General features: G+C 61.5%; 18 protein-coding genes. 16 read left to right on the forward strand and 2 right to left on the reverse strand.

Annotation, left to right across the window (positions count from 1 at the left end):
* The 3 genes from AC1RRT_RS14365 to cysW are packed head-to-tail and all read left to right on the forward strand — an operon-like array spanning position 1 to position 2731.
* Positions 1-1005, forward strand: coding sequence for a sulfate ABC transporter substrate-binding protein (locus AC1RRT_RS14365; RefSeq protein WP_493014492.1), 1005 nt, complete (start codon positions 1-3; stop codon positions 1003-1005).
* A 24-nt stretch (positions 1006-1029) separates the two neighbouring features.
* Positions 1030-1884: a sulfate ABC transporter permease subunit CysT gene (gene cysT, locus AC1RRT_RS14370; protein WP_493014493.1), complete on the forward strand. Its 855-nt coding sequence runs from the start codon at positions 1030-1032 to the stop codon at positions 1882-1884.
* A 1-nt stretch (position 1885) separates the two neighbouring features.
* Complete coding sequence (cysW, locus tag AC1RRT_RS14375) at positions 1886-2731, forward strand: sulfate ABC transporter permease subunit CysW (protein ID WP_493014494.1); 846 nt, start codon at positions 1886-1888, stop codon at positions 2729-2731.
* A gap of 5 nt (positions 2732-2736) precedes the next feature.
* Here the strand turns inward: cysW and AC1RRT_RS14380 are convergent, their stop codons facing one another.
* Positions 2737-3423 (reverse strand): ImuA family protein, encoded by a 687-nt coding sequence (locus tag AC1RRT_RS14380; protein ID WP_493014495.1) that lies wholly within the window; start codon positions 3421-3423, stop codon positions 2737-2739.
* Positions 3424-3661: 238 nt separating this feature from the next.
* Here AC1RRT_RS14380 and putA point away from each other — a divergent pair, with 238 nt between their 5' ends.
* Positions 3662-7492 carry a trifunctional transcriptional regulator/proline dehydrogenase/L-glutamate gamma-semialdehyde dehydrogenase gene (gene putA / locus AC1RRT_RS14385; RefSeq protein WP_493014496.1) on the forward strand — a complete coding sequence of 1277 codons (3831 nt, stop codon included), beginning with the start codon at positions 3662-3664 and terminating at the stop codon, positions 7490-7492.
* 44 nt (positions 7493-7536) lie between these two features.
* On the opposite strand, the gene pgmG is transcribed toward putA, so the two are convergent.
* Positions 7537-8982, reverse strand: coding sequence for a phosphoglucomutase/phosphomannomutase PgmG (gene pgmG, locus AC1RRT_RS14390; RefSeq protein ID WP_493014497.1), 1446 nt, complete (start codon positions 8980-8982; stop codon positions 7537-7539).
* Between the two features lie 437 nt (positions 8983-9419).
* On the opposite strand from pgmG, the gene AC1RRT_RS14395 reads away from it, so the two are divergent.
* From AC1RRT_RS14395 to AC1RRT_RS14450, 12 genes are all read left to right on the forward strand, one after another.
* Positions 9420-9929 carry a hypothetical protein gene (locus tag AC1RRT_RS14395; RefSeq protein ID WP_493014498.1) on the forward strand — a complete coding sequence of 170 codons (510 nt, stop codon included), beginning with the start codon at positions 9420-9422 and terminating at the stop codon, positions 9927-9929.
* Positions 9862-10677: a response regulator transcription factor gene (locus tag AC1RRT_RS14400; RefSeq protein WP_493014499.1), complete on the forward strand. Its 816-nt coding sequence runs from the start codon at positions 9862-9864 to the stop codon at positions 10675-10677. The genes AC1RRT_RS14395 and AC1RRT_RS14400 overlap by 68 nt, the downstream gene beginning before the upstream one ends.
* Before the next feature lie 61 nt (positions 10678-10738).
* Complete coding sequence (locus tag AC1RRT_RS14405) at positions 10739-12193, forward strand: sensor histidine kinase (RefSeq protein WP_493014500.1); 1455 nt, start codon at positions 10739-10741, stop codon at positions 12191-12193.
* Between the two features lie 105 nt (positions 12194-12298).
* The gene (locus tag AC1RRT_RS14410) at positions 12299-13762 is read left to right on the forward strand and encodes a mannose-1-phosphate guanylyltransferase/mannose-6-phosphate isomerase (protein WP_493014501.1); all 1464 of its coding nucleotides are present in this window, start codon (positions 12299-12301) and stop codon (positions 13760-13762) included.
* A complete protein-coding gene (gene galE / locus AC1RRT_RS14415) occupies positions 13749-14765 on the forward strand; it encodes a UDP-glucose 4-epimerase GalE (protein ID WP_493014502.1) in 1017 nt (338 codons plus the stop codon). The genes AC1RRT_RS14410 and galE overlap by 14 nt, the downstream gene beginning before the upstream one ends.
* A gap of 188 nt (positions 14766-14953) precedes the next feature.
* The gene (locus AC1RRT_RS14420) at positions 14954-16096 is read left to right on the forward strand and encodes an outer membrane beta-barrel protein (protein ID WP_493014503.1); all 1143 of its coding nucleotides are present in this window, start codon (positions 14954-14956) and stop codon (positions 16094-16096) included.
* Positions 16097-16254: 158 nt separating this feature from the next.
* Positions 16255-16890 carry a polysaccharide biosynthesis/export family protein gene (locus AC1RRT_RS14425; RefSeq protein ID WP_493014504.1) on the forward strand — a complete coding sequence of 212 codons (636 nt, stop codon included), beginning with the start codon at positions 16255-16257 and terminating at the stop codon, positions 16888-16890.
* A 47-nt stretch (positions 16891-16937) separates the two neighbouring features.
* Positions 16938-19181 (forward strand): GumC family protein, encoded by a 2244-nt coding sequence (locus tag AC1RRT_RS14430; RefSeq protein WP_493014505.1) that lies wholly within the window; start codon positions 16938-16940, stop codon positions 19179-19181.
* A gap of 4 nt (positions 19182-19185) precedes the next feature.
* Complete coding sequence (locus AC1RRT_RS14435; protein ID WP_493014506.1) at positions 19186-21648, forward strand: glycosyltransferase; 2463 nt, start codon at positions 19186-19188, stop codon at positions 21646-21648.
* Between the two features lie 135 nt (positions 21649-21783).
* Positions 21784-23370 (forward strand): undecaprenyl-phosphate glucose phosphotransferase, encoded by a 1587-nt coding sequence (locus AC1RRT_RS14440; protein WP_493014507.1) that lies wholly within the window; start codon positions 21784-21786, stop codon positions 23368-23370.
* Positions 23371-23389: 19 nt separating this feature from the next.
* The gene (locus AC1RRT_RS14445) at positions 23390-24580 is read left to right on the forward strand and encodes a glycosyltransferase (RefSeq protein ID WP_493014508.1); all 1191 of its coding nucleotides are present in this window, start codon (positions 23390-23392) and stop codon (positions 24578-24580) included.
* A complete protein-coding gene (locus tag AC1RRT_RS14450; protein ID WP_493014509.1) occupies positions 24580-25962 on the forward strand; it encodes a hypothetical protein in 1383 nt (460 codons plus the stop codon). The genes AC1RRT_RS14445 and AC1RRT_RS14450 overlap by 1 nt, the downstream gene beginning before the upstream one ends.
* Positions 25963-25980: the final 18 nt, after the last annotated feature.

Genomic DNA, 25980 nt, shown 5'->3' on the forward strand with positions numbered 1-25980 from the left:
ATGATCCGTATCGCCACCCTCGCGGCAGCTTTCGCCATTGCCGCTTCGCCTGTCATGGCGCAGGACAAGCCGATCGACATCCTCAACGTCTCTTATGACGTGGCGCGTGAGTTGTTCGTGCAGATCAATCCGGTCTTTGCCGCCGAATGGAAGGCAAAGACCGGCCAGACGCTGGAGATCAAGCAGTCGCATGCCGGTACCTCTCGTCAAGCGCGCTCGATCATGGAAGGCCTGCAGGCCGATGTGGTGACCTTCAACCAGTTCACCGACGTGCAGATCCTGGCCGACCGGGGCAATTTCGTCGCCAAGGACTGGCAGAAGAAATTCCCCAACAATGCTTCGCCCTTCTATTCGCTGCCGGCTTTCCTGGTGCGCAAGGGCAACCCGAAGAACATCAAGGACTGGGGCGATCTGGCCCGCCCGGACGTGAAGTCGGTCTTCCCCAATCCCAAGACCTCGGGTAATGCGCGCTACACCTATCTGGCCGCCTATGCCTTCGCGCTTGAGCAGAACAAGGGCGATCAGGCCAAAGCCAAGGATTTCGTGAAGAAGCTGCTGGCCAATGTGCCGGTCTTCGATACCGGTGGCCGCGGTTCGACCACAACCTTCGTCGAGCGTGAGATCGGCGACGTGCTGATCACCTTCGAATGCGAGACCAATGGCATCCGTAAGGAATATGGCGACAAGGGTTTTGACCTGGTGACACCGTCGCTCAGCGTGCTGGCCGAATTCCCGGTCGCCGTGGTCGACAAGGTGGCGGAGAAGCGCGGCACGCGCGAAGTGTCGACGGCGTATCTGCAGTTCCTCTACAGTGAGGCCGGCCAGGAAATTCTGGCCAAGAATTTCAACCGTGTGCACAACGCCAAGATCGCCGAGAAGTACAAGGCGCAATTCCCGGCCGTGAAGCTGGTGACGGTGGACGATGTCTTCGGCGGCTGGGAGAAGGTCACCAAGGATCATTTCTCCGAGGGCGGCATCCTCGATCAGGTGTTCGTTAACCGCTGATCGTGATTCTCAAGGCATAGTGTTGTGAAGACAGTGACACAGCATGCCGGACCTCGCGTCCGGCATGTGCTTCCCGGCTTCGGCATCACCATCGGCTGCACGCTGCTGTATCTGGCGGTGATCGTGCTGCTGCCGCTGGCCGCCCTCCTGCTCAAGTCGACCGAGATCGGTTTTGGCGGCTTTTGGCGTCTGATCACCAGCCCGCGCACCATGGCCTCGCTGGAGATCACCGTGGCGGCCGCCACGCTCGCCACGGTCTTCAATGCTTTCTACGGCCTGTTGATGGCCTGGATTCTGGTGCGTTATGATTTTCCCGGCAAACGCTTCATCGACGCGCTGATGGACCTGCCGTTCGCGCTGCCTACTGCCGTGGCCGGCATTGCGCTGACGGCGTTGTATTCCAAAAACGGCTGGTATGGCCAAGTGCTGGATGGCGCCGGCATTCAGGTCGTCTACACCATCACTGGTGTCGCCATCGCCATGGCCTTCACCAGCGCGCCCTTCGTGGTGCGCACGCTGCAGCCGGTGCTGGAGGATATCCAGCCCGATGTGGAAGAGGCTGCCTCCACGCTGGGTGCCTATCGCGGCACGATTTTCCGCAAGGTGATTTTTCCGGCGATCTTCCCGGCCTATCTCACCGGTTGCTCGCTGGCCTTTGCACGGTGCTTGGGCGAGTTCGGCGCCGTGATCTTCATCGCCGGAAACCTGCCGCTGAAGACCGAGATCGCCGCGCTGCTGATCTTCATCCGGCTCGAAGAGTTCGATTATCCGGCCGCCGCCGCCATTGCCGTGGTGCTGCTGGTTGCGGCCTTCGCCATTCTGCTGCTGACTAATGTCATCCAGACCTGGCAGACGCGCTACCGCCGGAAGGTGGTCTGACATGGTCGTCTCAGCCTATCAGCCGACCCAGAACGGACGCTGGCTACCGCGTCTGCTGATCGGCGCCGGCATGCTGCTGACCCTGCTGTTCATCCTGGTGCCGGTGGTCGTGATCTTCACCCAGGCCTTCTCCAAGGGGCTGGATACCTATATCGCCAATATCCTGCACCGTGAAACCTTGCAGGCGGTGCTGCTGACCGTGATCGTCACGGTGGCTGTCGTGCCGGTGAATATCCTGTTCGGCGTCGCTGCCGCCTGGGCGATCACCAAGTTCGAGTTCCGTGGCAAGAAGCTGCTGCTGACGGTGATCGAGATTCCCTTCTCGATCTCGCCGATCGTGGCCGGCGTGATCTACATTCTGCTCTATGGCGGACAGGGTCTGCTCGGCCCGCTGCTGGAGACCCTGGACCTGCGTATCATGTTCGCGTTGCCCGCGATTTTTCTGGTCACGCTGTTTGTCACCAGCCCTTTCGTGGCGCGCGAACTGATCCCGCTGATGCAGGCGCAGGGCACCGAGCAGGAAGAGGCGGCCGTGACGCTGGGCGCCAGCGGCTGGCAGACCTTCTGGCGCGTGACCCTGCCCAATATCCGCTGGGCGCTGCTTTACGGCACTGTGCTGTGCGCGGCGCGCGCCATCGGCGAGTTCGGTGCGGTTTCAGTGGTGTCGGGCAACGTGCGCGGCGAGACCAATACGCTGCCGCTGCAGGTCGAGCTGCTGTATCACGACTACAACGCGGCCGGCGCATTTGCTGCCGCCAGTACGCTGACGCTGATCGCCCTGATCGCGCTGGTGGTCAAGTCCGTGCTGGAGCGCCGGATACAGATCCGGCGCGGCATCGGTCACTGATTGGGTTATTCCGCCGCCGCGGCGAAGTCCTGCTGTGCCATGTCGGCCAGCATACGGAAGCTGTGGGTTTCCGGATTCCATTCCAGCAGCCACGAACCGCTGCGGCTATTGCCGCTGCGCTCCAGTGTGACCTGTAGCCAGGTGAGCTTGCCGTCGCTGCGCGCCGCATCAACGCGCCAGCGGGTGACGGCCGTTGCCGAGGGCTGGCGATCACGCCGCACCACGATGCCGACGCTGTTGCTGCGGGCGGCAGCCTGCTGCAGGCGCTGCATGTCGGCTTCATCCAGACTGTCGAACTCGCCGATCACGGCGCCGTAGCCCAGTTCGCGCAGGCTTTGGTCCATGGCCCAGAGGCGGTCGGCCGGACGATGCGTCCAGGCGATGGTGAGGCGGCGGTGATCCAGGCCCTGACGCGCCAGCGCCGGCGCCTTCAGCTGCTGGTCGGGCGTGATCCACAGCACCGGCTGCTGGCGCGGATTGCGGCTGGTGAGCGCCGCCAGGAAAACCGTGATGGCGCTGTAGTCGCCAGTCAGTTCATGCAGGCCGCCGCAGGCGAGGCCGTGACCCGGCAGGATGCGATCGATCTGCGTCACGCCGAACCGCATGTTGCCGCCCGGATTCAGGAAGGCGTTCTCGAAGGCCAGATGGGACAGGCGGTCACGCAGACGTTCAATGGTGGCAAGGCGGGTCATGTCGGGCCTCCGGATCAGAATGTTCTCATGTTCTAATCTTGATCCAGTTTGAGCGCAATATGTTCTTTTTAAATTCGCGAATTTTCTGAAATTCAGTACAAAAAACGAGAACATTTTATAAGAAAAAGCTGGAAAACCCAGTTTTTCGTTAAGGCGACCAATTGGGTTGCGCCTGAATGATTGACTTGGTTGCGCCTGGCGGGCAGCGTGGAAACGTATGTATTCAGGGAGAACGGCCGTGCCCGTGACGACCATTGGCGTGAAGATCGACGAAGACCTGCGGATGCGGTTGAAGCGCGCGGCCGATGGTATCGGGCGCTCGCCGCACTGGCTGATCAAGCAGGGCATTTTCTCCATCCTGGATCGGGTCGAGCGCGGCGATGCACTGGACGACCTGCTGGGCGGCGGCAAATCCACTATCGATCTGCTGGACGTGCCGGCCGATGCCGCGGCCCCGCCGTTTCTTGAATTCGCCCAGACGGTTCAGCCGCAGAGCGTGCTGCGTGCCAAGATCACGGCCGCCTATCGCCGGCCCGAGCCGGAATGCCTGCCGCTGCTGCTCGCCGAAGCCACGCTGCCCAAGCCGATGCTCGCTTCAGCGCAGCAGCTGGCACGTCGACTGGTGGAAACCCTGCGCGGCAAGAGTGAGGGCGGCGGCGTCGAAGCACTGATTCATGAGTATTCGCTGTCCAGCCAGGAAGGCGTGGCGCTGATGTGTCTGGCGGAAGCACTGCTGCGCATCCCTGACCGCGCCACCCGCGATGCGCTGATCCGCGACAAGATCGGCGTCGGTGACTGGGAAGCGCATCTGGGCCACAGCCCGTCGCTGTTCGTGAACGCCGCCACATGGGGGCTCCTGGTGACCGGACGGCTGGCGGCAACCAGCAGCGGCAAAGGCCTGTCGACGGCACTGACCAAGCTGATCGCCAAAGGCGGCGAGCCGCTGATCCGCAAAGGTGTCGATATCGCCATGCGCATGATGGGGGAGCAGTTCGTCACCGGTCAGACGATTGCCGAGGCGCTGGCCAACAGCCGAAAATTCGAGGCGCAGGGTTTCCGCTATTCCTACGACATGCTGGGTGAAGCGGCGGCCACGGCGGCCGATGCGCAACGGTATTACGCCGAATACGAACAGGCCATCCATGCCATCGGCCGGGCCGCGGCGCGCCGCGGCATCTATGAAGGGCCGGGTATCTCGGTGAAGCTGTCGGCGCTGCATCCACGCTATAACCGCGCCAACCTTGAGCGCGTGAAAGCCGAACTGCTGCCGCGCCTGAAGGCGCTGACCCTACTGGCACGGCATTACGACATCGGTCTCAATATCGACGCCGAAGAGGCCGACCGTCTGGAAATATCGCTCGATCTGCTGGAGGCGCTCTGCTTCGCCGCTGATCTTGCCGGCTGGAACGGCATCGGCTTTGTGGTGCAGGCCTACCAGAAACGCGCACCCTTCGTGATCGACTGGCTGATCGATCTGGGCCGGCGCAGTGGCCATCGCCTGATGGTGCGTCTGGTGAAGGGCGCCTACTGGGACAGCGAGATCAAACGTGCGCAGGTCGATGGCTTGGAAGGCTTCCCTGTCTATACGCGCAAGGTGCATACGGATGTGTCGTATCTGGCCTGCGCGCGCAAGCTTCTGGCGGTGCCGGACGCGATCTATCCGCAGTTCGCCACCCATAACGCCCAGACGCTGGCCACCATTCATGCGATGGCCGGTGCGAACTACTATGCCGGCCAGTACGAGTTTCAGTGCCTGCATGGCATGGGTGAGCCGCTGTATGAGGAGGTGGTCGGTCGCGAAAAGCTGAACCGGCCCTGCCGCATCTATGCTCCGGTTGGCACGCATGAGACGCTGTTGGCCTATCTGGTGCGGCGCCTGCTGGAGAACGGCGCGAACACCTCCTTTGTCAACCAGATCGCCAATGCCGAGATTGCCATCGATGACCTGATCGCCGATCCGGTCGATATGGCGAAGGCCATCGAGCCGCCGGGTTCGCCGCATCCAAAGATCGCGCTGCCGCGCGATATACTGGGTGCACGTCAGAACTCGGCCGGCATAGACCTGTCGAACGAGCAGCGTCTGGCTTCATTGTCGGCGGCCTTGCTCGCCGGCAATGACATGGTCTATCGCGCCGGCCCGATGCTGGCCGCCGGCGCGGTGGAGGGAACCGCGCACCCGGTGCGCAACCCGGCCAACCGCAGCGATGTCGTCGGCATGGTGAGTTATGCCAATGCCGCGGTGGTGAAGATTGCCATCGACAGTGCCGTGACTGGCGGCCAGATCTGGCAGGCAACGCCGGCCGAGGAGCGCGCGCAATGCCTGCGCCGCGCCGCCGACCTGCTGGAAACGCGCATGCCGCAATTGCTGGGCCTGATCGTGCGTGAGGCGGGTAAGTCGCTGCCCAATGCGATTGCCGAGGTGCGCGAGGCCGTCGATTTCCTGCGCTACTACGCCGATGCAGTGACAGGATTTTCGCCTGACACGCACCGGCCATTAGGCGCGGTTGCCTGCATCAGTCCATGGAATTTCCCGCTGGCGATCTTCACGGGCCAGGTCGCGGCGGCATTGGCGGCCGGTAATATGGTGCTGGCCAAGCCGGCGGAGGAAACGCCACTGATTGCCGCGCAGGCCGTGCAAATCCTGTGGGAAGCCGGCGTTCCGCCTGCGGCCGTGCAACTTCTGCCGGGCGAGGGCGATGTCGGGGCCGCGCTGGTGGCCGATGCGCGCATTCGCGGCGTGATGTTCACCGGATCGACTGCAGTGGCGCGGCTGATCCAGGCGCAGCTGGCCGAGCGGCTCAATCCCGATGGCCGGCCGGTGCCATTCATTGCTGAAACCGGCGGCCTGAATGCGATGATTGTCGACTCATCAGCTTTGCCCGAGCAGGTGGTGGGCGATGTGCTGGCCTCGGCCTTCGATTCCGCCGGCCAGCGCTGCTCGGCGCTGCGCATTCTCTGTATCCAGGAGGATGTGGCGGATACGATGCTGACCATGCTGAAAGGCGCCATGGCGGAGCTCGCCGTCGGATCGCCAGACCGGTTATCGGTCGATGTGGGCCCGGTGATCACGGCAACTGCCCGGCAGTCGATCCTGAAGCATATCGAGCAGATGCGCGCCAAGGGCTGTCGCATCGAGCAATTGCCGCTACAGGGCAAGCAGGGCACCTTCGTGCCGCCGACCCTGATCGAGTTGGATCGCGTGTCGGACCTGCAGCATGAAATCTTTGGCCCGGTGCTGCATGTGGTGCGCTACCGGCGCGATCGGTTGGATGCCCTGATCGCAGAAATCAATGTGGCCGGTTATGGCCTGACCTTCGGCCTGCACAGCCGCATCGACGAGACGATTGCCCATGTGACGCAGCAGGTCGAAGCTGGCAATCTCTATGTGAACCGCAACATCGTGGGCGCAGTGGTGGGTGTGCAGCCCTTTGGTGGGCATGGCCTGTCCGGCACGGGGCCGAAAGCCGGCGGGCCACTTTATATCAACCGTCTGCTGGCCTCGGCGCCGGCAACATTGACACGGGGCGAAGGTGAGTATGCACCGGCGCGCACCTATCTAGCCTGGCTGACCAGGCAGGGTCACGTGGCCATGGCTGAACGCTGCAAGGCCGTCATGGCGCACAGCCCACTCGGCTTTAGTACTGAACTGCCAGGTCCGGTAGGTGAGCGCAACCTCTATGCCCTACTGCCGCGCGGCGATATTTTCTGCCGGCCGCAGAGTGAAGACGGCCTGCTGACTCAGATCGGCGTCGTGTTCGCCACGGGCAATCGCGTCGTGATCGGCAAAGACATGCCGCATACCGCCCTGATCAAGAGTCTGCCGGCGGATCTGCGGGCGTTGGTATCCGTGGGAGAAGCGGATGTGGCAGCGGCCATCCTGTTCGAGGGCGATGGTGATGCTCTGCGTCAGTTGGCGCAGGCAGTGGCCGAGCGGGCGCGGACGGTGCTGCCGATTCATACGGCGGATGCGAATGGTGATTACCCGCTGCACTGGCTGCTGGCCGAACGGAGCATCAGCACCAATACGGCGGCAGCCGGCGGCAATGCCAGTCTGATGAGTATCGGTTAAGGGAAAAGGGCCGGCGGCGGAATCAGCAGCCGGCCCTTTGTCGATCAGGCGACGGCCGAGACACCGGCGCTATGCTGGCGATGGCTTGGTTCGCCATCATGCAGGATGCCGTCGATCTCGCCTGCCGGAATACCGGCGCCGGCAAGTTGCTTGCCCAGTGCCTGCTTCAGGCGTTCCAGGCCGGCTTCATCCTTGGACTCGCAGCGCGCAACCAGAACATTCTGAGTATTAGAGGCACGCAGCAACCACCAGCCATCTTCGGTCTTGACCCGCACGCCGTCGATGTCGTTCACATCGGCATTGGCAGCGCGCAAGCGATTGCGGACCTGTTCGATGATCGGGAATTTGCGTTCCTCGCTGACCTCGAATCGCAATTCAGGCGTATTGACACTTTTCGGCAGGCGGTCATAGAGATCGGCCAGACTGCGCGGGCCCTTGGAGACGATGTTCATCAGCCGGATTGCGGCATAGAGCGCGTCGTCGAAGCCGTAATACTTGTCGGCAAAGAAGACATGGCCGCTCATTTCGCCGGCCAGCAATGCGCCAGTCTCGCGCATCTTCGCCTTGATCAGTGAGTGACCGGTCTTCCACATCAGTGGCTTGCCGCCCAGGCGTTCGACGGTATCGAAGAGACTCTGGCTGGTCTTCACATCGGCAATGATGGTGGCGCCGGGCTGGCGACGGAGGATTTCCTCCGACCAGATCATCAGCAACTGATCGCCCCAGAGTACATTGCCTCGGTTGTCGATCACGCCGAGACGATCGCCGTCGCCATCAAAGGCGATGCCGAGGTCCAGGTTCTGTGACAGCACGGTTTCACGGAGCTGTTCGAGCGTCTCGGGCAGGGTTGGGTCGGGATGATGGTTGGGGAAGGTGCCATCCACATCGCCGTTCAGCACCACATGGCGACCGGGCAGGCCTTTGGTGATGCGTTCGATGATGGGGCAGGCGGCACCGTTGCCGGGATCCCAGGCGATCGACAGCGGCCGGGCCAGATCAGCATCGCGCAGCAATCGCATGGCATAGGCACCGCTGACTGCACGGCGATGGGTGCGGCCAAGCCCGGTGGAATAATTCCCGTCGCGGATGATCTGGCCGATCTTCTGGATGTCGTCGCCGTAGATCGTCTTGCCGCCGATAGTCAGCTTAAAGCCATTATAATCGGGCGGGTTGTGTGAGCCGGTGATCATCGCACCGGCGTCGGCCTGCAGATGATGTTCGGCGAAATACAGCATTGGCGTCGGGCCGAGGCCGATTCTCAGCACATCGACACCCGCCATCTTTAGGCCCTTGGAAAAAGCACGGCTGATTTGCGGAGAACTCAGGCGACCGTCACGGCACAGCGCCACGCTGCGTCCGCCATGACGTCGTACCAGTGTGCCAAAAGCATGGCCGAGCAACTGGGCATCGGAGAGATGCAGGGTTTTTCCCACGATACCGCGAATATCGTATTCGCGCAGGATGCCGAAATCGAACTTATGCGAGACCATCGTGAACTCCTGATCGTTTTTGAATGAAGCGGTCTGGGGGCTTTAAGACTGCTTCATCATGGAAAAAACGAAGGCCGCCGTGTGTGGTAATCGCGTGTTCCCGACAGTCTGTCAGTGTGCGTCCTGTGTGATCATTCTGTGGCCCAGCCACAGAATGGCCTCACCGATCTTGAACCAAAAGGACCTGCTCATAAGATCGTGCGGTGGTCCGATGATCGATTTGTGATCGAACCGGCTTGATTTCAGAGAACTTTCGCTCTGCCAGCGCGTTGTTTGCGTGGATTTCAAGCCGATACACCGTCAGCGCAGTCTGACGGGCCTCAGGGGGAAACTCGGGAAGGAAACGCTGCGAGCCGTAAGGGCGAGCGGTGCAATGGTATTAGGCGGCATGCGGTAAGGAGGCCAGTTATGGCTCCTACACATGACGGGAGGCTTTTATGGCCGCAGACGGCCGATCACTGACCGGACAGGCTGTTTTGTCTGGGTCGAAAGGATTTGGATCGAAGTGGCTGGGCCTCGGCGCATGCCTGCTCGCCCTCGCGGCTTGCGACGCGCGCCAGTGGCCCATGGGTACATCCGGGGGTGCGTCGCGGCCTGTAACGGCCAAGACTCAAGCCGCCAAGCAGGGCAATCCTGCCGTGGTGGCGTCGGCTTCTGTTCCCGCCATCTCAACCGATTCTGCCGGTGCCCGTGGTGGCAACCTGATCGGTATGGATATCGACCAGACGCAGAAGCTGTTCGGAGTTCCGACGGCGGAAGAGGCGCGCGCGCCCGGCAAGGTGATGCGCTACCGCTACGACCAATGCACCCTCGATGTGTCCTTCTATCCAGACGTTAATACCCAGGTATTCCGAGTTCTCAGCTATGAGGTGAACGGCAATGACGGAACTGAACAGAGAAAACGTCAATGCAACGCAGGCCTTCGCTCCCGTATCGGCGCAAGATGAGCTGACCACCGCGCAGGGCAATGGCATCCGCGTTGTTCTGGTGGATGATGATGACGATTATCGCGAGGCCATCAGCGGCGAATTGACCGATCTTGGCTTCCATGTCGTCCCCATGCCTGACGGCACGGCCATGTTCGAGTATTTCGCCCAAGGCAACAGCAGCGATGTGATGCTGCTGGACTGGCGCATGCCGGGTGTGACCGGCCTGGACTTGCTAGGCCAGGCCCGCCGTCGAGGCATCATGGTGCCGGTGGTGTTCCTGACTGGCATGCTGGCCGCTACCTATGAGAATGCCGCGCTGGAGAATGGCGCGGTGGACTTCGTCAACAAATCGCGGGGCGCCGAGATTCTGGCCAAGCGCCTGAACCTGATCGTAAAGGCCGGCAAGCAGTTGCCGGAGCAGAAAAACGAAGAGCTGATTGAAAGCGGCAACCTTGTGTTGCGGCCGAGAATCAGCCGTGCCTACTGGCGCGACACCGATGTGAATCTGACCGTGGTTGAGTTCAACATCGTGCACCTGCTGGTCCAGAACGCAGGCGAGTATGCGACCTACCGGGCCATATACGACTGTGTCCATCATGCTGGCTTCATTGCTGGCGCCGGCGAAGACGGGTATCGCACCAATGTCCGCTCCTCCATCAAGCGCATCCGTAACAAGTTCAGAGCCATCGACGCTGACTTCGGGGAAATCGAAAACTTCCTCGCCTTCGGCTACCGCTGGCGCACGGCTGCACAACAGGCCAGCTGAGGGTCTGTCGCTGCGCCGTTACGGCGCATCGCTGACGATCAAGCTGGTTGCCCTGATCGCGGTGTTCATCGCGCTTCCCATTGTCCTATATGGACAGTTCGAAAGCGCTGATAAGCAGCGGCGTGACCTTGTCAGTCGTGGCATACAGCAGCGCAGTTGGCTGATTGCGCAGGCGCTGGCGCCGATCCTGGATCGTGCGGACGGGCCGCCACACAAGTCGCTGAACAGCGAACTGGAGCGGTTCAATGATGGCCGCACCCTGCTGAAAGTGATGTTCCGTCCACCGACCACCGGCAGCGGGGAAGGCAACTTCTATTATATCGCCTCGGCCCCCGAGGCGCGCCCAGAGCAGATCGGCATTGAGCTGGAGACCCTGGCGCAGCGCGGCATCCTTTCGCAGTTGGCCGAAAGCTGTGCCTGGGACAAGCCCACTGACATCCGCTACCGCCAGGCTGATGGTCATGAAGAAATCATGACCTCGATCCTGCCGATCCAGTCGCGCTGGGGCTGCTGGGTGCTGATCTCGGCGCATCCGACTTCGGAATTCGTCAACGTGTCGATCGGCAGATCCTATTGGCAGACCCGTGAAATCCGGATTGCCGCGGCGATCTATTTCGCCTTCGCACTACTCGCCATGCTGATCGCCGTTAGCGTCTGGCGCAGCCTGCATCATTTCCGCCGCGTCGCCCGCGAAATCCGCCAGGGACGCATGACCGAGTATTCCTTTGCCGATCGCAATGTCGTACCCGAGCTGACCAGCGTTGCGATGGATTTCGATCATCTGGTACGTGACCTGCGCCATATTGCCCAGGACATCCGCCAGACTGCGGAAGATAACGCGCATTCTTTCAAGGGCCCACTCAGCACGATCCAGGCTTCGCTGGAACCAATTAAACGCATTTTGCCGGAAGACAGCCGCCGCGCGGTGCGGGCAGTCAGCCTGATCGAGGCGTCGCTCAGCCGGCTGAATGCCATGGTCAATGCCGCCCAGCGCTTCGATCACAATACCGCCGATCTAATCGATGCGCCGCGCCCGCCGATCGACCTGACCCAGGTGGTCGCTGAAGCCCTGTTGCGCTATCGCGACATCCTAGCCGAGCGCGATATTCGCCTGGTGCGCACGCTGGAGGAAAACGCTGTTCTGCGTGCCGGTATCGGTGTGATGGATATCGCCTTGGAGAATATTCTCGACAATGCCATCAGCTTTTCACCGCCCGGCGGTACGATTGCGGTCTACCTGTTCCGTGAAGGCGGCAACTTGCATCTGCATGTGGATGATGAGGGGCCGGGCGTCGATCCGCGGAAGGTGGATCATATCTTCGACCGGTATTACTCACTTCGGCCGAAGACTGGCCGCCATCAGGTGACGCATAGCGATGGCAGCACATCGAACAATGCCGGCCTCGGCCTGTGGATCGTTCGCCGCAACATGGAAGCCATCGGCGGCAGCATCAATGCGGTCAATCGCATCGGCGGTGGCCTGAGTGTGCGGATCATTCTGCCGGCCATACGCTAAATTCTGCCACAATTCGCAGTGCAGCAGACACAGCTTGATCACTGGCTAGACCCCAGGGGCGCCGACATAGTCGGACGGCCTTCCCCTGTCATCATGAGGTCGACAATGAATGCCGTGATCGAATCCAGCCGGGTTTTGGGTCAAACCACTTTCCGCATTCATCCGGTTATCCTGGCCGGCGGATCGGGAACGCGCCTCTGGCCGTTGTCGCGCTCGGCTTATCCCAAGCAATTGCTCCCGCTGATGTCGGAACGCAGCCTGCTGCAGGAAACGGTGCGCCGCAGTGGCAAGACTCTGGGTTTTGCCGATCCGGTTGTGATCTGTAACGATGATCATCGTTTTCTGATTGACGACCAGTTGCGCGAAGCCGGCCATGAAGCGCAGAAGATCATTCTAGAACCGGCCGCCCGCAACACTGCGCCAGCTCTTGCGGCCGTGGCATTGTGGCTGATCGAGCAGGATCCGCAGGCCGTGATGCTGGTGCAGCCGGCCGATCATTCTATCGGTGCGCCGGAAGAACTGCACCGCGCCGTGCAGGCAGGTCTTGCGGCGGTCGCCGAGGGCCGCATGGTGACTTTCGGCATCAAACCTTCGCGCCCCGAGCCGGGCTACGGCTATATCAAGGTTGGTCCGCTGCTGGGTGGCAGCGACCATGTGCGTGTCGTCGACCGCTTCGTCGAGAAGCCGGATGTAGCGACGGCCACTCAGTATGTCGAAAGCGGTGCCTATTGCTGGAACAGCGGTATCTTCCTGATGTCGGCCAAGCGCTACCTGGATGAGTTGCAACGCCTGCATCCCGATATGTACGAGGCCTGTGTACAGGCCGTGAATCGCGGCAAGGAGGATCTGGACTTCTTCCGTCTGGATGCTGAGGCTTTCCGCCAGGCACCGGCGCTGTCGATCGATCACGCCGTTATGGAGCATACCAAGAGCGCCGCCGTGGTGCCGGTGGATATGGCCTGGAGCGATCTGGGTTCATGGAAGGCGCTGCGCGAGGCCGTCGATGCAGACGGGGATGGCAATGTGGTGAGTGGCGACGTCCTGAGCCGGGACGTGCACAATTCCTATCTGCGCACCGAGGACAAGCTGCTGGCCGTGATCGGTCTCGACGACATCGTGGTTGTTTCAACCGACGATGCGGTGCTGGTAGCGAAGGCCGACCGGGTCGACGAGGTGTCGCGACTGGTTGATCAGATGAAGCAGCGCAACCGCTCGGAGTCGGTGTCACACAGCACGGTCTATCGCCCCTGGGGATCGTATCGCTCGGTCGATGCCGGTGACCGCTTCCAGGTCAAGCGCATCACCGTGAAGCCGGGTGCCAAGCTCAGCCTGCAGAAGCATTACCACCGTGCTGAGCATTGGGTGGTGGTCTGTGGCACGGCGCTGGTACAGCGGGATGAGGAAAGCCTGCTGCTGCGTGAGAATGAATCGGTCTATATCCCGATCGGCGCGGCGCATCGCCTGGAGAATCCAGGTAAGCTGCCGCTGCATCTGATCGAGGTGCAGTCGGGCGCCTACCTGGGTGAGGACGATATCGTCCGCCTGGTGGACAGCTATGGTCGTTGCTGATCATGCCCGGCCGGCCCTGCTGATCACAGGTGGGGCTGGCTATATCGGCAGTCATGTCTGCAAAGTCGTTTTCGAGGCGGGCTTCATGCCTGTCACCTACGACAACCTGTGCACCGGCCATGCCTGGGCGGTGCGCTGGGGGCCGTTTGAAATGGGCGACTTGCTGGACGGTGCGCGGCTCGACCAGGTGATGCAGAAATACCGTCCACTGGCGGTGATCCACCTGGCCGGCCTAATCGCCGTGGGTGAATCCGTCACCGATCCGGCGATCTATTACAGCAGTAATGTCAGCGGCAGTATCAGCCTGCTCGATGGCATGCGTCGCAACGGCATCGACCGCATCGTCTTTTCCTCCACCGCCGCCGTCTATGGCGAGCCGGAAATGACGCCGATGCCGGAAAGCCATCCGCAGTTGCCACTCAATCCGTATGGCCGCAGCAAGCTGATCATCGAGCGCATCCTGCAGGACTATGCGCGGGCCTATAATCTGCACTCCGTATCGCTGCGCTATTTCAATGCCGCCGGGGCCGATGCGGCGGCCGAGATCGGCGAGGCGCATCCGGTCGAGACCCATCTGATCCCGCTGGTGCTGGAGGTCGCGGCCGGCAAGCGGCACCATATCGCGATTTATGGCGACGATTATTCCACTCATGATGGCACGTGTATTCGCGACTATATTCATGTCAGCGATCTGGCCGATGCCCATGTGCTGGCCCTGCGCTATCTGGACCGCTCCGTCGGCGCGCATGCCTTCAATCTGGGAAATGGCGCTGGCACAACGGTCCGCGAGGTCATCACCGTCGTCCGGCAGGTGACCGGTGCGCCAATTCCGGTCCGGATCGAACCCCGCCGGGCCGGCGACCCGGCAGTCCTGCTGGCCGACCCGACACGGGCCATGCAACTTTTGAACTGGGAACCGCGTTATTCCGCCCTGGAAACCATGGTGCGTTCGGCCTGGGCCTGGCATCAACGGGTTTCGACAAATCACCAAGTCGTGGTATAAGCGACTGGGATTCAACATCTTTCTTGTGGGGGAGCGGACGAATGCGGTTTTTCAGCTTGGCGAGCGCGCTGGCGCTCAGCGCCGCAAGTGTGACGTTGCTGTCTGGTCAGCCGGCCTCGGCCCAACAGCCCCCGCGTGCATCCCAGGATGTCCAAAGCCCGACCGACGTTGATCGCGGTGATACGGTCATGGGTCGACGCCGGCCTGATTACGACCCTGTCGGCGTGCGCCTGGGCGGCTTCTTCCTGCTGCCGGATCTGTCGGTGCAGGAAAGCTACAACAGCAATATTTTCGCCACGCCGAACAACGAGAAGAGCGATTTCATCACCTCGATCGAGCCCACGCTCGATCTGCGGTCGAACTGGAACAATCATGCACTGAACTTCCATGCCGACAGCCGCGTGGTCCGCTACATGGATCATGATGACGAAAACTTCACCGATTACACGCTGAGCGCCGACGGCAAGGTCGATGTGCTGCGCGATTTCCGCTTCCTCGGCGGCGCCGGTTATCAGGTCCGCCATGAACCGCGCTTCTCGCCCGACAATCAGGGCGGCGTCGAGCCGACCGAATACAATGTCACCGGCGGCAATCTGGCGATGGAGAAGGAATTCAACCGCCTTCAGTTCCGCCTCGACGGCAAGGCCGAACGATATCGCTATGAGAACGTGCGCAACGCTGCCGGTGCCGTGCTGGACCAGAGCGGCCGCGATCGCGACCAGTATGAGACTGGCCTGAAGGCCGGTTATGAGATCGGCCCGCTGCGGCAGGTCTACCTGCTGGGCAACTACAATACGCGTGAATACGAGAAGCTGACGGGTGGCTTCAACCGTGACTCCGACGGTTACCTGCTGGGCGGTGGGGTACAGTATGACCTGACCGGGATCGTCTTCCTCGATGCCTATGCCGGTTTCCGCCAGCAGAAATACAGCGACGCCCGTCTGGGCGACATGAGCGGCTGGGCCAGCGGCATGAAACTGACCTGGAACGTGACGCGCCTGACCACCATCACGGGGACACTGGACCGGGATATCGAAGAAACCACGCTGGCCAACTCGCCAGGTTATTTCAGCACCCGGGGTGAAGTGCGCGCCGATCACGAACTGCTGCGCAACCTGATCCTGACGGCCTCGCTGGGGTACCAGAACGATTCCTTCGAAGGCATCACCCGTGACGACGATTACTACCTGGCGGGTCTGGGGGCGAAATACCTGATCAACCGGAATTTCTCCCTCTCGGGCGGTTACAGCTACCGCACGCGTGAGTCCAATATCCCCGCGAGCGATTTTGACGAAAATGTGGTGATGCTGCGGCTCAGCAGCCATCTTTGATTTTCGCCCACTTTGGCGCGTTTTTCGCGCCAAAGTGGCCTCCGTTTGGTCACACCGATCCCAAACCTTTGTTGATAGAAGCATAGGCCTGCACGGCGCTTGTTGCAGGTCTATGCCTTGCTACGCCGTGCTCTTCGCTATCAGCAGAGGTGCCGGTCATGAGCAATTCCCTTGGTGCCGTAGCTCATAAATTCACCGCCATTGCCCTGGCCTTCTCCCTGGGGCTGGGCGCGGTCATTACCACGGGTCAGGTCGCCGCACAGAGCGCGCAGTCGATCGCGGCCAATTCAAGCGGGCCCAATGCACAGACGTCTTCCCTGCCGTCCAATACGGACGGGTATCGCCTGGGTTCGGGCGATCGGGTCCGTGTAACCGTTTTCGGCCAGCAGGAACTGACAGGCGAGTACGCCATTGATGGCGGTGGACAGATGTCCTTCCCGCTGATCGGCCAGTTGCAGGCCGGCGGCATGACTGCCCCGGAGCTTGAAAAGGCACTGATCGGCAAACTGTCCCCGGATTATCTGAAGAACCCGAGTGTCAGCGTTGAAGTCCTCACGTATCGCCCTTTCTACATCGTGGGCGAGGTGCGTACACCAGGCAGCTATCCTTTCGTCAACGGCATGTCGGTTCTGAATGCCGTAGCACTCGCGGGCGGGTTTACCTACCGTGCCCGGGAGAATTCGTTCTATGTCACGCGCGCCGGCCAGGATGGCAACAAGGCGAAGATCACGGCCACGCCTGAAACTGTCATCTTACCGGGCGATATCATCACTGTTCGCGAGCGGTATTTCTGATGCCCCTACCTGATCGCCTTCCCAGTCGTCTGCAGCCCGCAGCCCCGATGGCGCCCGCTACCTATGCGGCGCCACCGGTCTACGTGCCGCAACAGACCCAGAATGCCGATTTCGCGGATATGCTGCGGCGGCTGTGGCGGCACCGCGTCACCATCGTGGTCAGCACGCTGATCTTCGCGGCAATTGCCATCATGGTGGTGCGCCAGATTCCATCGCATTACATCGCCAATGCCCGCATCCTGGTCGGTGTGCCGGCCATGCGAGCCCTAAACATCGAAGCGATTGTCGCCGACATGAGCCCCGATGCGGAGCGCATCCAGAACGAGGCATATATTGTGCAATCGCGCGATGTGGCACGGCAGGTGATCCAGAATCTGCGCCTGAACGAGAATCCGGAATTCAACCCGGCTTTGCGTCCGGAGCCGACCTGGTTCAGCTATCTGGATCCGATGCGCTATCTCCCAGAGGGGATCAAGGCCTATATGCCGGGCCAGAAGGGCGATGTGAAGGGTCAGCTTTCTGCTGAGGCCAAGGCCGAGCAGGAAATGAACACGATGATCGATACCCTGCTAGCAAAGATCGACGTCACTACCCTTGGCCGGTCGCATGTGCTGAATGTGGAGGGGCGCTCGATTGCTCCCGATACGGCGGCGTCCGTCGCGAACGGCTTTGCCAGCGCCTATCTGGCGCGCCAGAAGAGCGACAAGGTCGAAGCCAGCAACGAGGTTGAGAAATTCTTGGCCGACCGTATCGCGTCTTTGCGTGAACAGGTCGAAAAGGCAGATCAGGCCGTCGAAACCTATCGCCGGCAGAACAATCTCTATCAGGGTGCCAGCACCAGTGTGACGGCGCAGCAGATGACTGAGCTCAATACGCAGCTGATCATCGCCCAGACTGCCAAGGCCGAGGTCGATGCCCGTCTGGGTGAGGCGCAGAGCCTGCGCCGGGCTGGTATAGATAACCAGAGCGTGCCGCAGGTCCTGCAGTCGCCGGTGATCCAGCAACTGAAAGGCCAGCAGGCCGAGGCCGAACGCCGGATGGCGGATATCCAGGGCAGCCTGGGGCCGCAGCATCCCCGTGTGGTCAGCGCCCGGGCCGAAGTGGCGGATATTCGCAGCAAGATCGCTGCGGAAGTCGGCCGCACCATTGAAAGCCTGCGCCATGAAGCGCGCAGCACCACGGCGCGATACGACGCCCTGAAACAGAATTTCGACCGGCTGCAAAACCAGGCCGGTGGCGTGAATGAGAAATCGATCCGCCTGAATGCCCTGGAGCGTGAGGCCACGGTGAACCGTAATCTGCTGGAACAGATGATGGGGCGCGCCAAGGAAACCATGGGGCAGGACACGCTGCAGAAGCCGAACGCCCGCTTGATCTCCTCCGCCGCACCGCCGGCACGTCCGGGCTTCCCGCCGAAGACGCTGCTGATCTTCCTGGGGGCGCTGGCAGGCGCCATCATCGGCACGGTTTATGCGCTGCTGCGTGAAGGCATCGACCGAACGTTCCGCCGTGGCGACCAAATCGAATCGATGACCGGTCTGCCAGTGCTTGCCATGGTGCCCACTCTCAACAACTCGATGACGCCGATTGCCCATGTGCTGCGCAAACCGGTTTCGCCCTATAGCGAAGCACTGCGCAAGCTGCATATTGGTCTGGAGCTCTCCGAGGCCGCGCAGTCACCCAAGACCATCATATTCGGCTCGGCCGTGCCGGGTGAGGGTAAGTCGGTCATGGTCGGATCTCTGGGCCGCATGCTGGCCAGCCATGGTCGCCGCATCTTGCTGATCGACTGCGACTGGCGCAATCCGCGGCTGCACAAGCTGTTTCAGTGTCAGAACCGTAATGGCCTGGCCGAACTGCTCTGCGACCAGCCGGACAGTGTGGATGACTGCATTTTCACGGATACGCTGTCGGGCGTCGATATCATCCCGGCCGGCGTGTTCACGCCGCAGGCGATGCGATACCTGACCTCGGATCGCATGAAGCTGATCCTGCAGGCGCTGGCGCCGCGCTACGATATGATTCTGCTGGATACGGCCCCGGTCCTGGTTGGCGCGGAAGTTCTGACCCTGTCGCGCATGGTCGACAAGGTGGCCTTCGTGGTGCGTTGGGGCGATACCTCGCGCGATGCCGTGATGGAAGGCCTGAAGGAACTGATCGAGGTGCAGGCTGATATCGCTGGCGTGGTGATGAGCCGCGTCGATCCGAAGGGCTATCGGAAATACGGTTACAGTCACATGAACTATGAATATGACCGGCCTGTCCTGGTGAAGCCTGGCGAGTGGAGCTGAACCGATGCGGCAGGCTGACCTGCGCGATCCGGTCCTACTCGTCACCCAGCATTACGCCCCTGAGGTCATCGGGTCCGGGCCCTTCTGCACGGATCTGGCCGAAGGGCTGGCCGAGCGTGGGCGGCCGATGACGGTTCTCACCGGTTTGCCGCATTACCCGGACCCGGACGATTATCAGGCATTTAACGACGATCCGCCGCTGCGGCAGACTATTGCCGGCGTGAAGATTGAGCGGCTTCACAATTGGCTGCCGCGCAAGCGGTCTGCGCTGATGCGCATCATTGCCGAACTGGCCTTCTTGTTCAGTGGTGTCTTGGCCTTGCTGCGCGGTCGTGTGCGGCGGCATGAGGAAGTCATTTCCCTGTGCCCCTCGATCTTCACGGTTTTGCTCGGAATCCTGCTGACCACGCGTGGCGGCCGTCATGTGGCGCTGGTGCATGATATCCAGTCCGGCTTAGCACAGGGACTCGGTATTGTCCGCTTCGGCCTGCTGGTCACGCTCATGCGGTTCTGCGAGCGCATGGTGTTGAACCGGGTCGATCTGGTGCTGGTGCTGTCGGAGGAGATGGCGACCGAGCTGCGCCTGCTGGGCGTCACCACGAAAACCGAATTGCTGCCAATCTGGGTCGACAGCGAATCGATTATTCCCCAGCCGGGACCAGCTGGGCGCGGCCCAATGCTGGCCTATAGCGGCAATTTCGGCCGCAAGCAGGGGCTGGAGCAGATCGTGGAGCTTGCCGAACGGCTGAAGCTGGAGCGTCCTGAAGTCACCTTCATCCTGCGGGGCGCCGGCGGCGAACGCAATATGCTGACTGCAGCGATTGCCGAGCGCGACCTGACCAACGTGCGGCTGGAAGATCTGCTGCCGCGCGACCGTCTGAGTGAAGCGCTTGGTGCCGGCGATGTGCATCTGGTGCCGCAGAAACCGGATGGTGCGAATTTCGCGGTACCATCGAAAATCTACAACATCATGGCCGCCGGCCGCTGCTTCGTGACCACGGCGTTGCCGGGCAGCGCGCTCTGGGCGTTGCAGGCCGAGAGCCAGGCCTTCCTCTGCGTCCCGCCGGATAATCCCGCCGCTCTTGTGGAGGCAGTCGAAAGGTTGCTGGATGATGCTGGCTTGCGGCATGAGATGGGGGCGCGTGGCCGCAATTATGTGGAACGCCATCACGACCGCAAGCTTGTCCTCGACGATCTGGACCAAATGCTCACGCTCCTGAGCCGGGAAGGCGATGTTGCTGAGCGACGGCAGCGCGACCTTCTTATCCTGGAGCCAGATCAGGACGGTCATCCTGAAGAATGGCTGCAGCATTTGCTGCATCACGTGAGCCGGCAGCAGAGTGTGGATAAGATCTGGCTGGTGCTGCCACCGGCCCTACGGATGCGGCTATCAGCTGGACTGGCCCCGAATCTGCGCCACCGCGTTCGTTTCATTGAACTCACGCCACGGGAGCGCAGATACTGCACCCATCGCCGGCTGGCCCTCAGCGGCCTGTCACGCTGGTGGGTGATGCGGCGTTATCTGCGCCGCACCGGCGCCGAGTTCGGATATTTCCTCTCGCTCGATCACCTGTCCTTGCCGCTGGGTCTTGGCCTAGGCGGAGGCGGGGCGCAGCTGGGCGGTATACTGTTTCGCCCGTCCGTGCATTATCACGCCATGGGATCGACGCCGTATCGCGCCACCCCGGCTGAGAAGTTGCGCGACTGGCGCAAGCATCTGCTCTATCGGGGCATGCTGCGGAATGCTGCGGTCTCGGTGGTGCTGACACTGGACCCGTTCTTTCCCGATTACGCGGCTGAGCATTATGCCGGTGGCTACAAGGTACGCACGGTACCGGACCCGGCTTTCCCCGCTCAGGCCGCGCCTGCGGCCAATGACGACGGCCTGCCGGTGCGTTTACCGGACGGGCGCATGGTCTTCTTGCTGTTCGGCGTCCTGACCGAGCGCAAGGGCATCCTGCATCTGGTCGATGCCCTGCGCCTGCTCGATCCCAAGACCTGCGAGAAAGTTGCAATCATCATCGCCGGCAAGGTGTCGGGTGATATCCAGCGGGAATTGTTCCTGCGCCTGGGCCGCCTGAAAAAGGACCGGCCCAGCCTGTGGCTGCACCTGGAAAACCGATGGCTCGACAGCATGGAAATCGCGGCCATGGTGAAGCGCTGCGATGTGGTGCTGGCCCCGTATCAGCGCTTTGTCGGCTCCAGCGGCGTTCTTCTCTGGGCGGCACAGGCGCACAAGCCGCTGTTGACCCAGGATTACGGCCTTGTCGGACGTCTGGTGCGCGAAAACAGGTTGGGCTTGGCGGTGGATGTCACCGATCCAGCGCGGCTGGCGAGTGGAATCGCTGAGATGGTCACACATGGGCCACAGAAATTTCACGATGCTACCACGGCTGACTCATTTGTGTCACAGCGCACACCGCAGGCATTCGCTGAACAGGTTTTCGGCACGTTGCGAATATCTTAGCCGCGTTGCTGCAGTGCGGCGCGAACAACCCCAGCTTGGTCACAAGTCCAGGCTCGCTCTCTGTGCATCATCACACCAGATACCGCTGGACGCTTTGATCCAGCTTCAGTGTGAAGCCGAATACGGAGCTAGCGCATGTCCTTCGATCTAATGTCGGGCTCGATCTCCAGCAAGCAGCAGGCGGCTTCCCGAAAGCCCGCGTCGGCCGCCGCTGTGGCGGTGCCGTATCCGCAGGCGCCGCAGAGCCGCATTGTCGATCAGGCGGCCCACACTATCCGGGTCAGCCGTCGTCCGCTGGAGCGGGCCGCCACTGCACCGATCTCGCTGCCGATTGTGAGCGGTCTGCTGCGAGGCTATGACGCCGTCGCGATTCTGGCTGCCGGCCTCGCGGCCTTTGGCTTCGTAGTCCCCGATCTCACCATGACGGCCTCCTATTACATTGCGCTTTCGTTGTTCGGCGCCGTGGTAGCGTTGAATATGCTCCATCTTGCCGGTACCTATCGCATCGAAGTGCTGCGCCAGCGCCGGGTCGCCTGGACACAGGTGCTGGGCGCCTGGGCTGCCAGCGCGGTGGTTATGGCGCTGGCTCTGGTTGCCAGCGGTGGCACCGGCGATGAACATAACTGGGTTTGGCTGCTGCTGTGGTTCACCATGGGCCTGTTCCTGCCGCTGGTAGGGCGGGGCGTGCTGGCGCTGCGGATGGACTACTGGCGCAAAGCCGGGCGGCTGCGTCGCCGCATCGCCATTCTCGGCGCCGGCCCGGCCGGCCAGGCCCTGCTGCGCCGCATCGTCGGTCGCCGCGAAAAGGATGCCGTGGTGATTGGCCTCTATGATGATCGCCCGGCCCAATCGGCGGCCGGTTGGCGTGGCCATATCGTCCGCGGTAACGGCGATGACCTGATCGAGGATATCCGTCGGGAGAAGATCGACATGGTGCTGATCGCGACGCCCATGTCCGATGGTCATGGCCTGGAAGAAGCGTTGGCGCGCCTACGCTGCGTGGCTGTGGATGTCTGCGTCTGCCCTGACCCCTATGGCCTGAATCTGCCCGATGACCACAAGGCCGACCTGTTCTGCGGCGTGCCCCTCATGTGCGTGGAGCGCCGCATGTTCCGGGATTGGGAAGGCGTGGTGAAGACGCTGGAAGACCGCATCTTCGCGGCTGCCATCATTGTTCTGATCTCCCCTCTGCTGGCAGCCATCGCCGTGGCCATCAAGCTGGAGACACCAGGCCCGGTGATCTTCCGGCAGAAGCGGTATGGACTGAACAATCAGTTGATTGAGGTTTTCAAGTTCCGCAGCATGTATCACGAGGCAAGCGATCCGAACGCGACTCAGCTCACTCGTCGCAACGATCCACGCGTGACCCGGGTTGGCGCCTTTATCCGGCGCACCAGCCTCGACGAACTGCCGCAGTTCTTCAATGTGTTGTTGGGCGACATGTCGGTGGTGGGGCCGCGCCCGCATGCCACGCTGTGCAAGGCCGGCGGCGTGCTCTACCAGGACGCGGTGCAGAACTACGACTGGCGCCACCGCGTGAAGCCCGGCATCACCGGCTGGGCCCAGGTCAACGGCTGGCGTGGTGAAACCGAGACGGTGGAGCAGATCCGCAAACGCGTGGAACACGATATTTACTACATCAAGAACTGGTCCTTGCTTCTGGACGTCCAGATCATCATCCGCACCGTTTTTGGCGGATTTACCGGCACCAAGGCTTATTGAGAAGGGCGACTCATCTTCTATGCGATGCCTCTGGCTGACTCTCGCGGATCCCGAGCCGCGTCATAACGGGCAGTATATTTATTCCGGCGGTCTCATCGATGCGATGACCACTGCCGGGGCCGATATACATGTTCTGGGGCTGACGCGTCCGGATTCGCCGCCGCGCCCGGCCGGACGGCTGAACGGCCATGGCGTACACTGGTGGTTGGCCGCCCATCAACCGCGGTCGAGTCTTCAAAGCCTGATCTCGGTGCTGCCGCATATGGCGGACCGCAGCTGGACCCCAGACCTGCGCCATCTGCTGTCGCTGAAATTGCGGGAAGAGCGTTGGGATGCCATTGTCTTCGACAGTCTGTCGGTTGGCTGGGCGCTTGCGCCAGTCCTCAAGCACTATTCCTCCCAATCCAAGCGGCCGAAGCTGGTCTATGTATCGCATAACCACGAGGCCAGCCTGCGCGGCGAGGTGGCACGGGAACAGGAAAATATCATCAAGCGTAAGGTGCTGCAGTATGACGCCATGAAAGCGGCGCGTCTGGAGAATGCTCTGGTCGACGCTGTGGACCTTGTCACTGCAATCACGGCCGACGATGCCGCGCGCTATCTTGCCCGTTACCCGCGCCGCCATATCGAGGTGCTGACCCCTGGCTATGACGGTGCCCGTACTGTTCGCAGGCGCATCACCGCCGATACGCCGCGCCGCGCGATTATTGTCGGCAGTTTCGACTGGATCGCCAAGCGCATGAACCTTGAGCAGTTCGTGGCCATTGCCGATCCGATGTTCGCCGCCCAGGGCGCCGAGCTGCAGGTGATCGGCAGCGCTGAAGCGGGATTCCTGAGCCAGATGCGTCGCAAGGCCCAAGCCACAGAGTTTACGGGCCCTGTCGACAAGGTGCCAAGCTTCATGGAAGAGGCGCGCATTGCCCTGGTGGCGGAGCGCCATGGCGGTGGCTTCAAGCTGAAGGTTCTGGATTACATCTTCAACCGTATGCCCATCCTTGCACTGGACGGGTCGGTATCGGGTGTGCCGCTGCGCCAGGATGACAGTATTCTGCTGTATGAGGACTACGAGGCGTTGGCGCGCGGAGTCCTGCAGGTGATGGACGATTGCGACCGCCTCAACAGCCTGCAGGAGCGGGCCTATGACGTCTGCCGCGACCGCTTTGACTGGACCAGCCGCGGCGAGGCCCTGCTGACGGCGATGGCGGCCTGATGAAAACGGTGAACCTCAGCATCATATCGGAGCCGCGGCTGAGTGGCCTCGACATGCTGTTGCTCGTCATCTTCTTTATCGGCATCTATCTTGGCGTATCGATCGCCGTGACCGACAAGGTGCCGTTCCCGGCAGCGCCCTCGGGCATCGTCGGCATCATCTTGCTCTGGCGCCGGCGCGACCAAATACAGCCGACGCATCTGGCGGCGATTCTTTGTATTATCCTGCTGTATGTTGCTGCCAGCCTGTCGGCCACCAATGTGGCTAACCTGCCCAAGCGATTCAACGGCATCATCCAGATCACCTATTCATTCGTGATTGGATACGCCATGTTCCTGACGCTGCTACAGGCCAGTCGGAAGCAGCTCACCACCCTGTTTCTAGGCTTCAGTCTTTTCATTTTGGTGGGCTGCCTGCTGGAGACCTATGCCGGTCTGGATGTTGTCAGCGACGCTGTGCGTCAGAAAATCTATGACTCCGGCATCTATGATTCCGACCGGCGCGACGAGCTGCTCTATGGCAAGGTTCGCCCCAAACTATTTACATCAGAACCGTCGGCCGTGACCTTCGGCTATACGCTCTTCACCTTTGCCTGGTTTGTCATCTCCCAGCATCGCCATAAGCTGTTCATTCTGTTGGCTCTTCTAGCTGCTGGCATCGTTGCGATGCCGGGCCCGACACTGTTGCTCTCGCTGCTGCTGTTGCCGCCGTATTATTTTTTCGTGCTGCCGTCGACCCCTCCGATTGGCCAGTTCGGCTCAGGCTACCGCCTCGCCATTCTGGTCTTTGCCGGCATTCTGCTGATCGTATTTTCCGTGGCGGCCGCCACCATCTATGCCGAACGTCTGAGTGATATCACGCGTGGCAATGATCCCAGCTTCTTCTACCGCGTCATCGGTCCTGCCCTGGTGGCTATCGAGGTGGTCAAACATTATCCCTGGGCGGGCGCCGGCCTGACCAGCGAGCCTTACATCGCTGACCTGGTGCTGAACGTTTTCGTCAAATCATCACATTTCTCGGCCGCCTGGCGCATCAACAAGATTTCAGAGGTGCTGACCAATTATTTCTGGCTCCACTGGATATACCTCGGCCTGGTCTGGGGTGTCGTCCTGTTAGGCGGCCTGTCGTTTTGGCTGCGCAGCCTGGGTGTGCCCAACATCTTCTTCTGCTGGATTGTCTGGGCGGTATTCGGCCAGGCCTCGGGCGCCTATGTCGGCCCGAAGACCTGGGTCGTCTTGCTGCTGGCAGCGGCGCTCTCGATCCTGCACCAACGAGTCCCAGTACCGAACTTCAATCCTCATGCCTCCGCAGAGCCACCGCTGCGAGCCAGAATTCGGCAGGCGCGCGAATTGCGTGGGGCGCGGCCGCTGTTGCAGCCATGACGGGACCTGTCGTCCCGC

The sequence above is a fragment of the Ferrovibrio sp. GW821-FHT12B10 genome, from assembly GCF_058807515.1.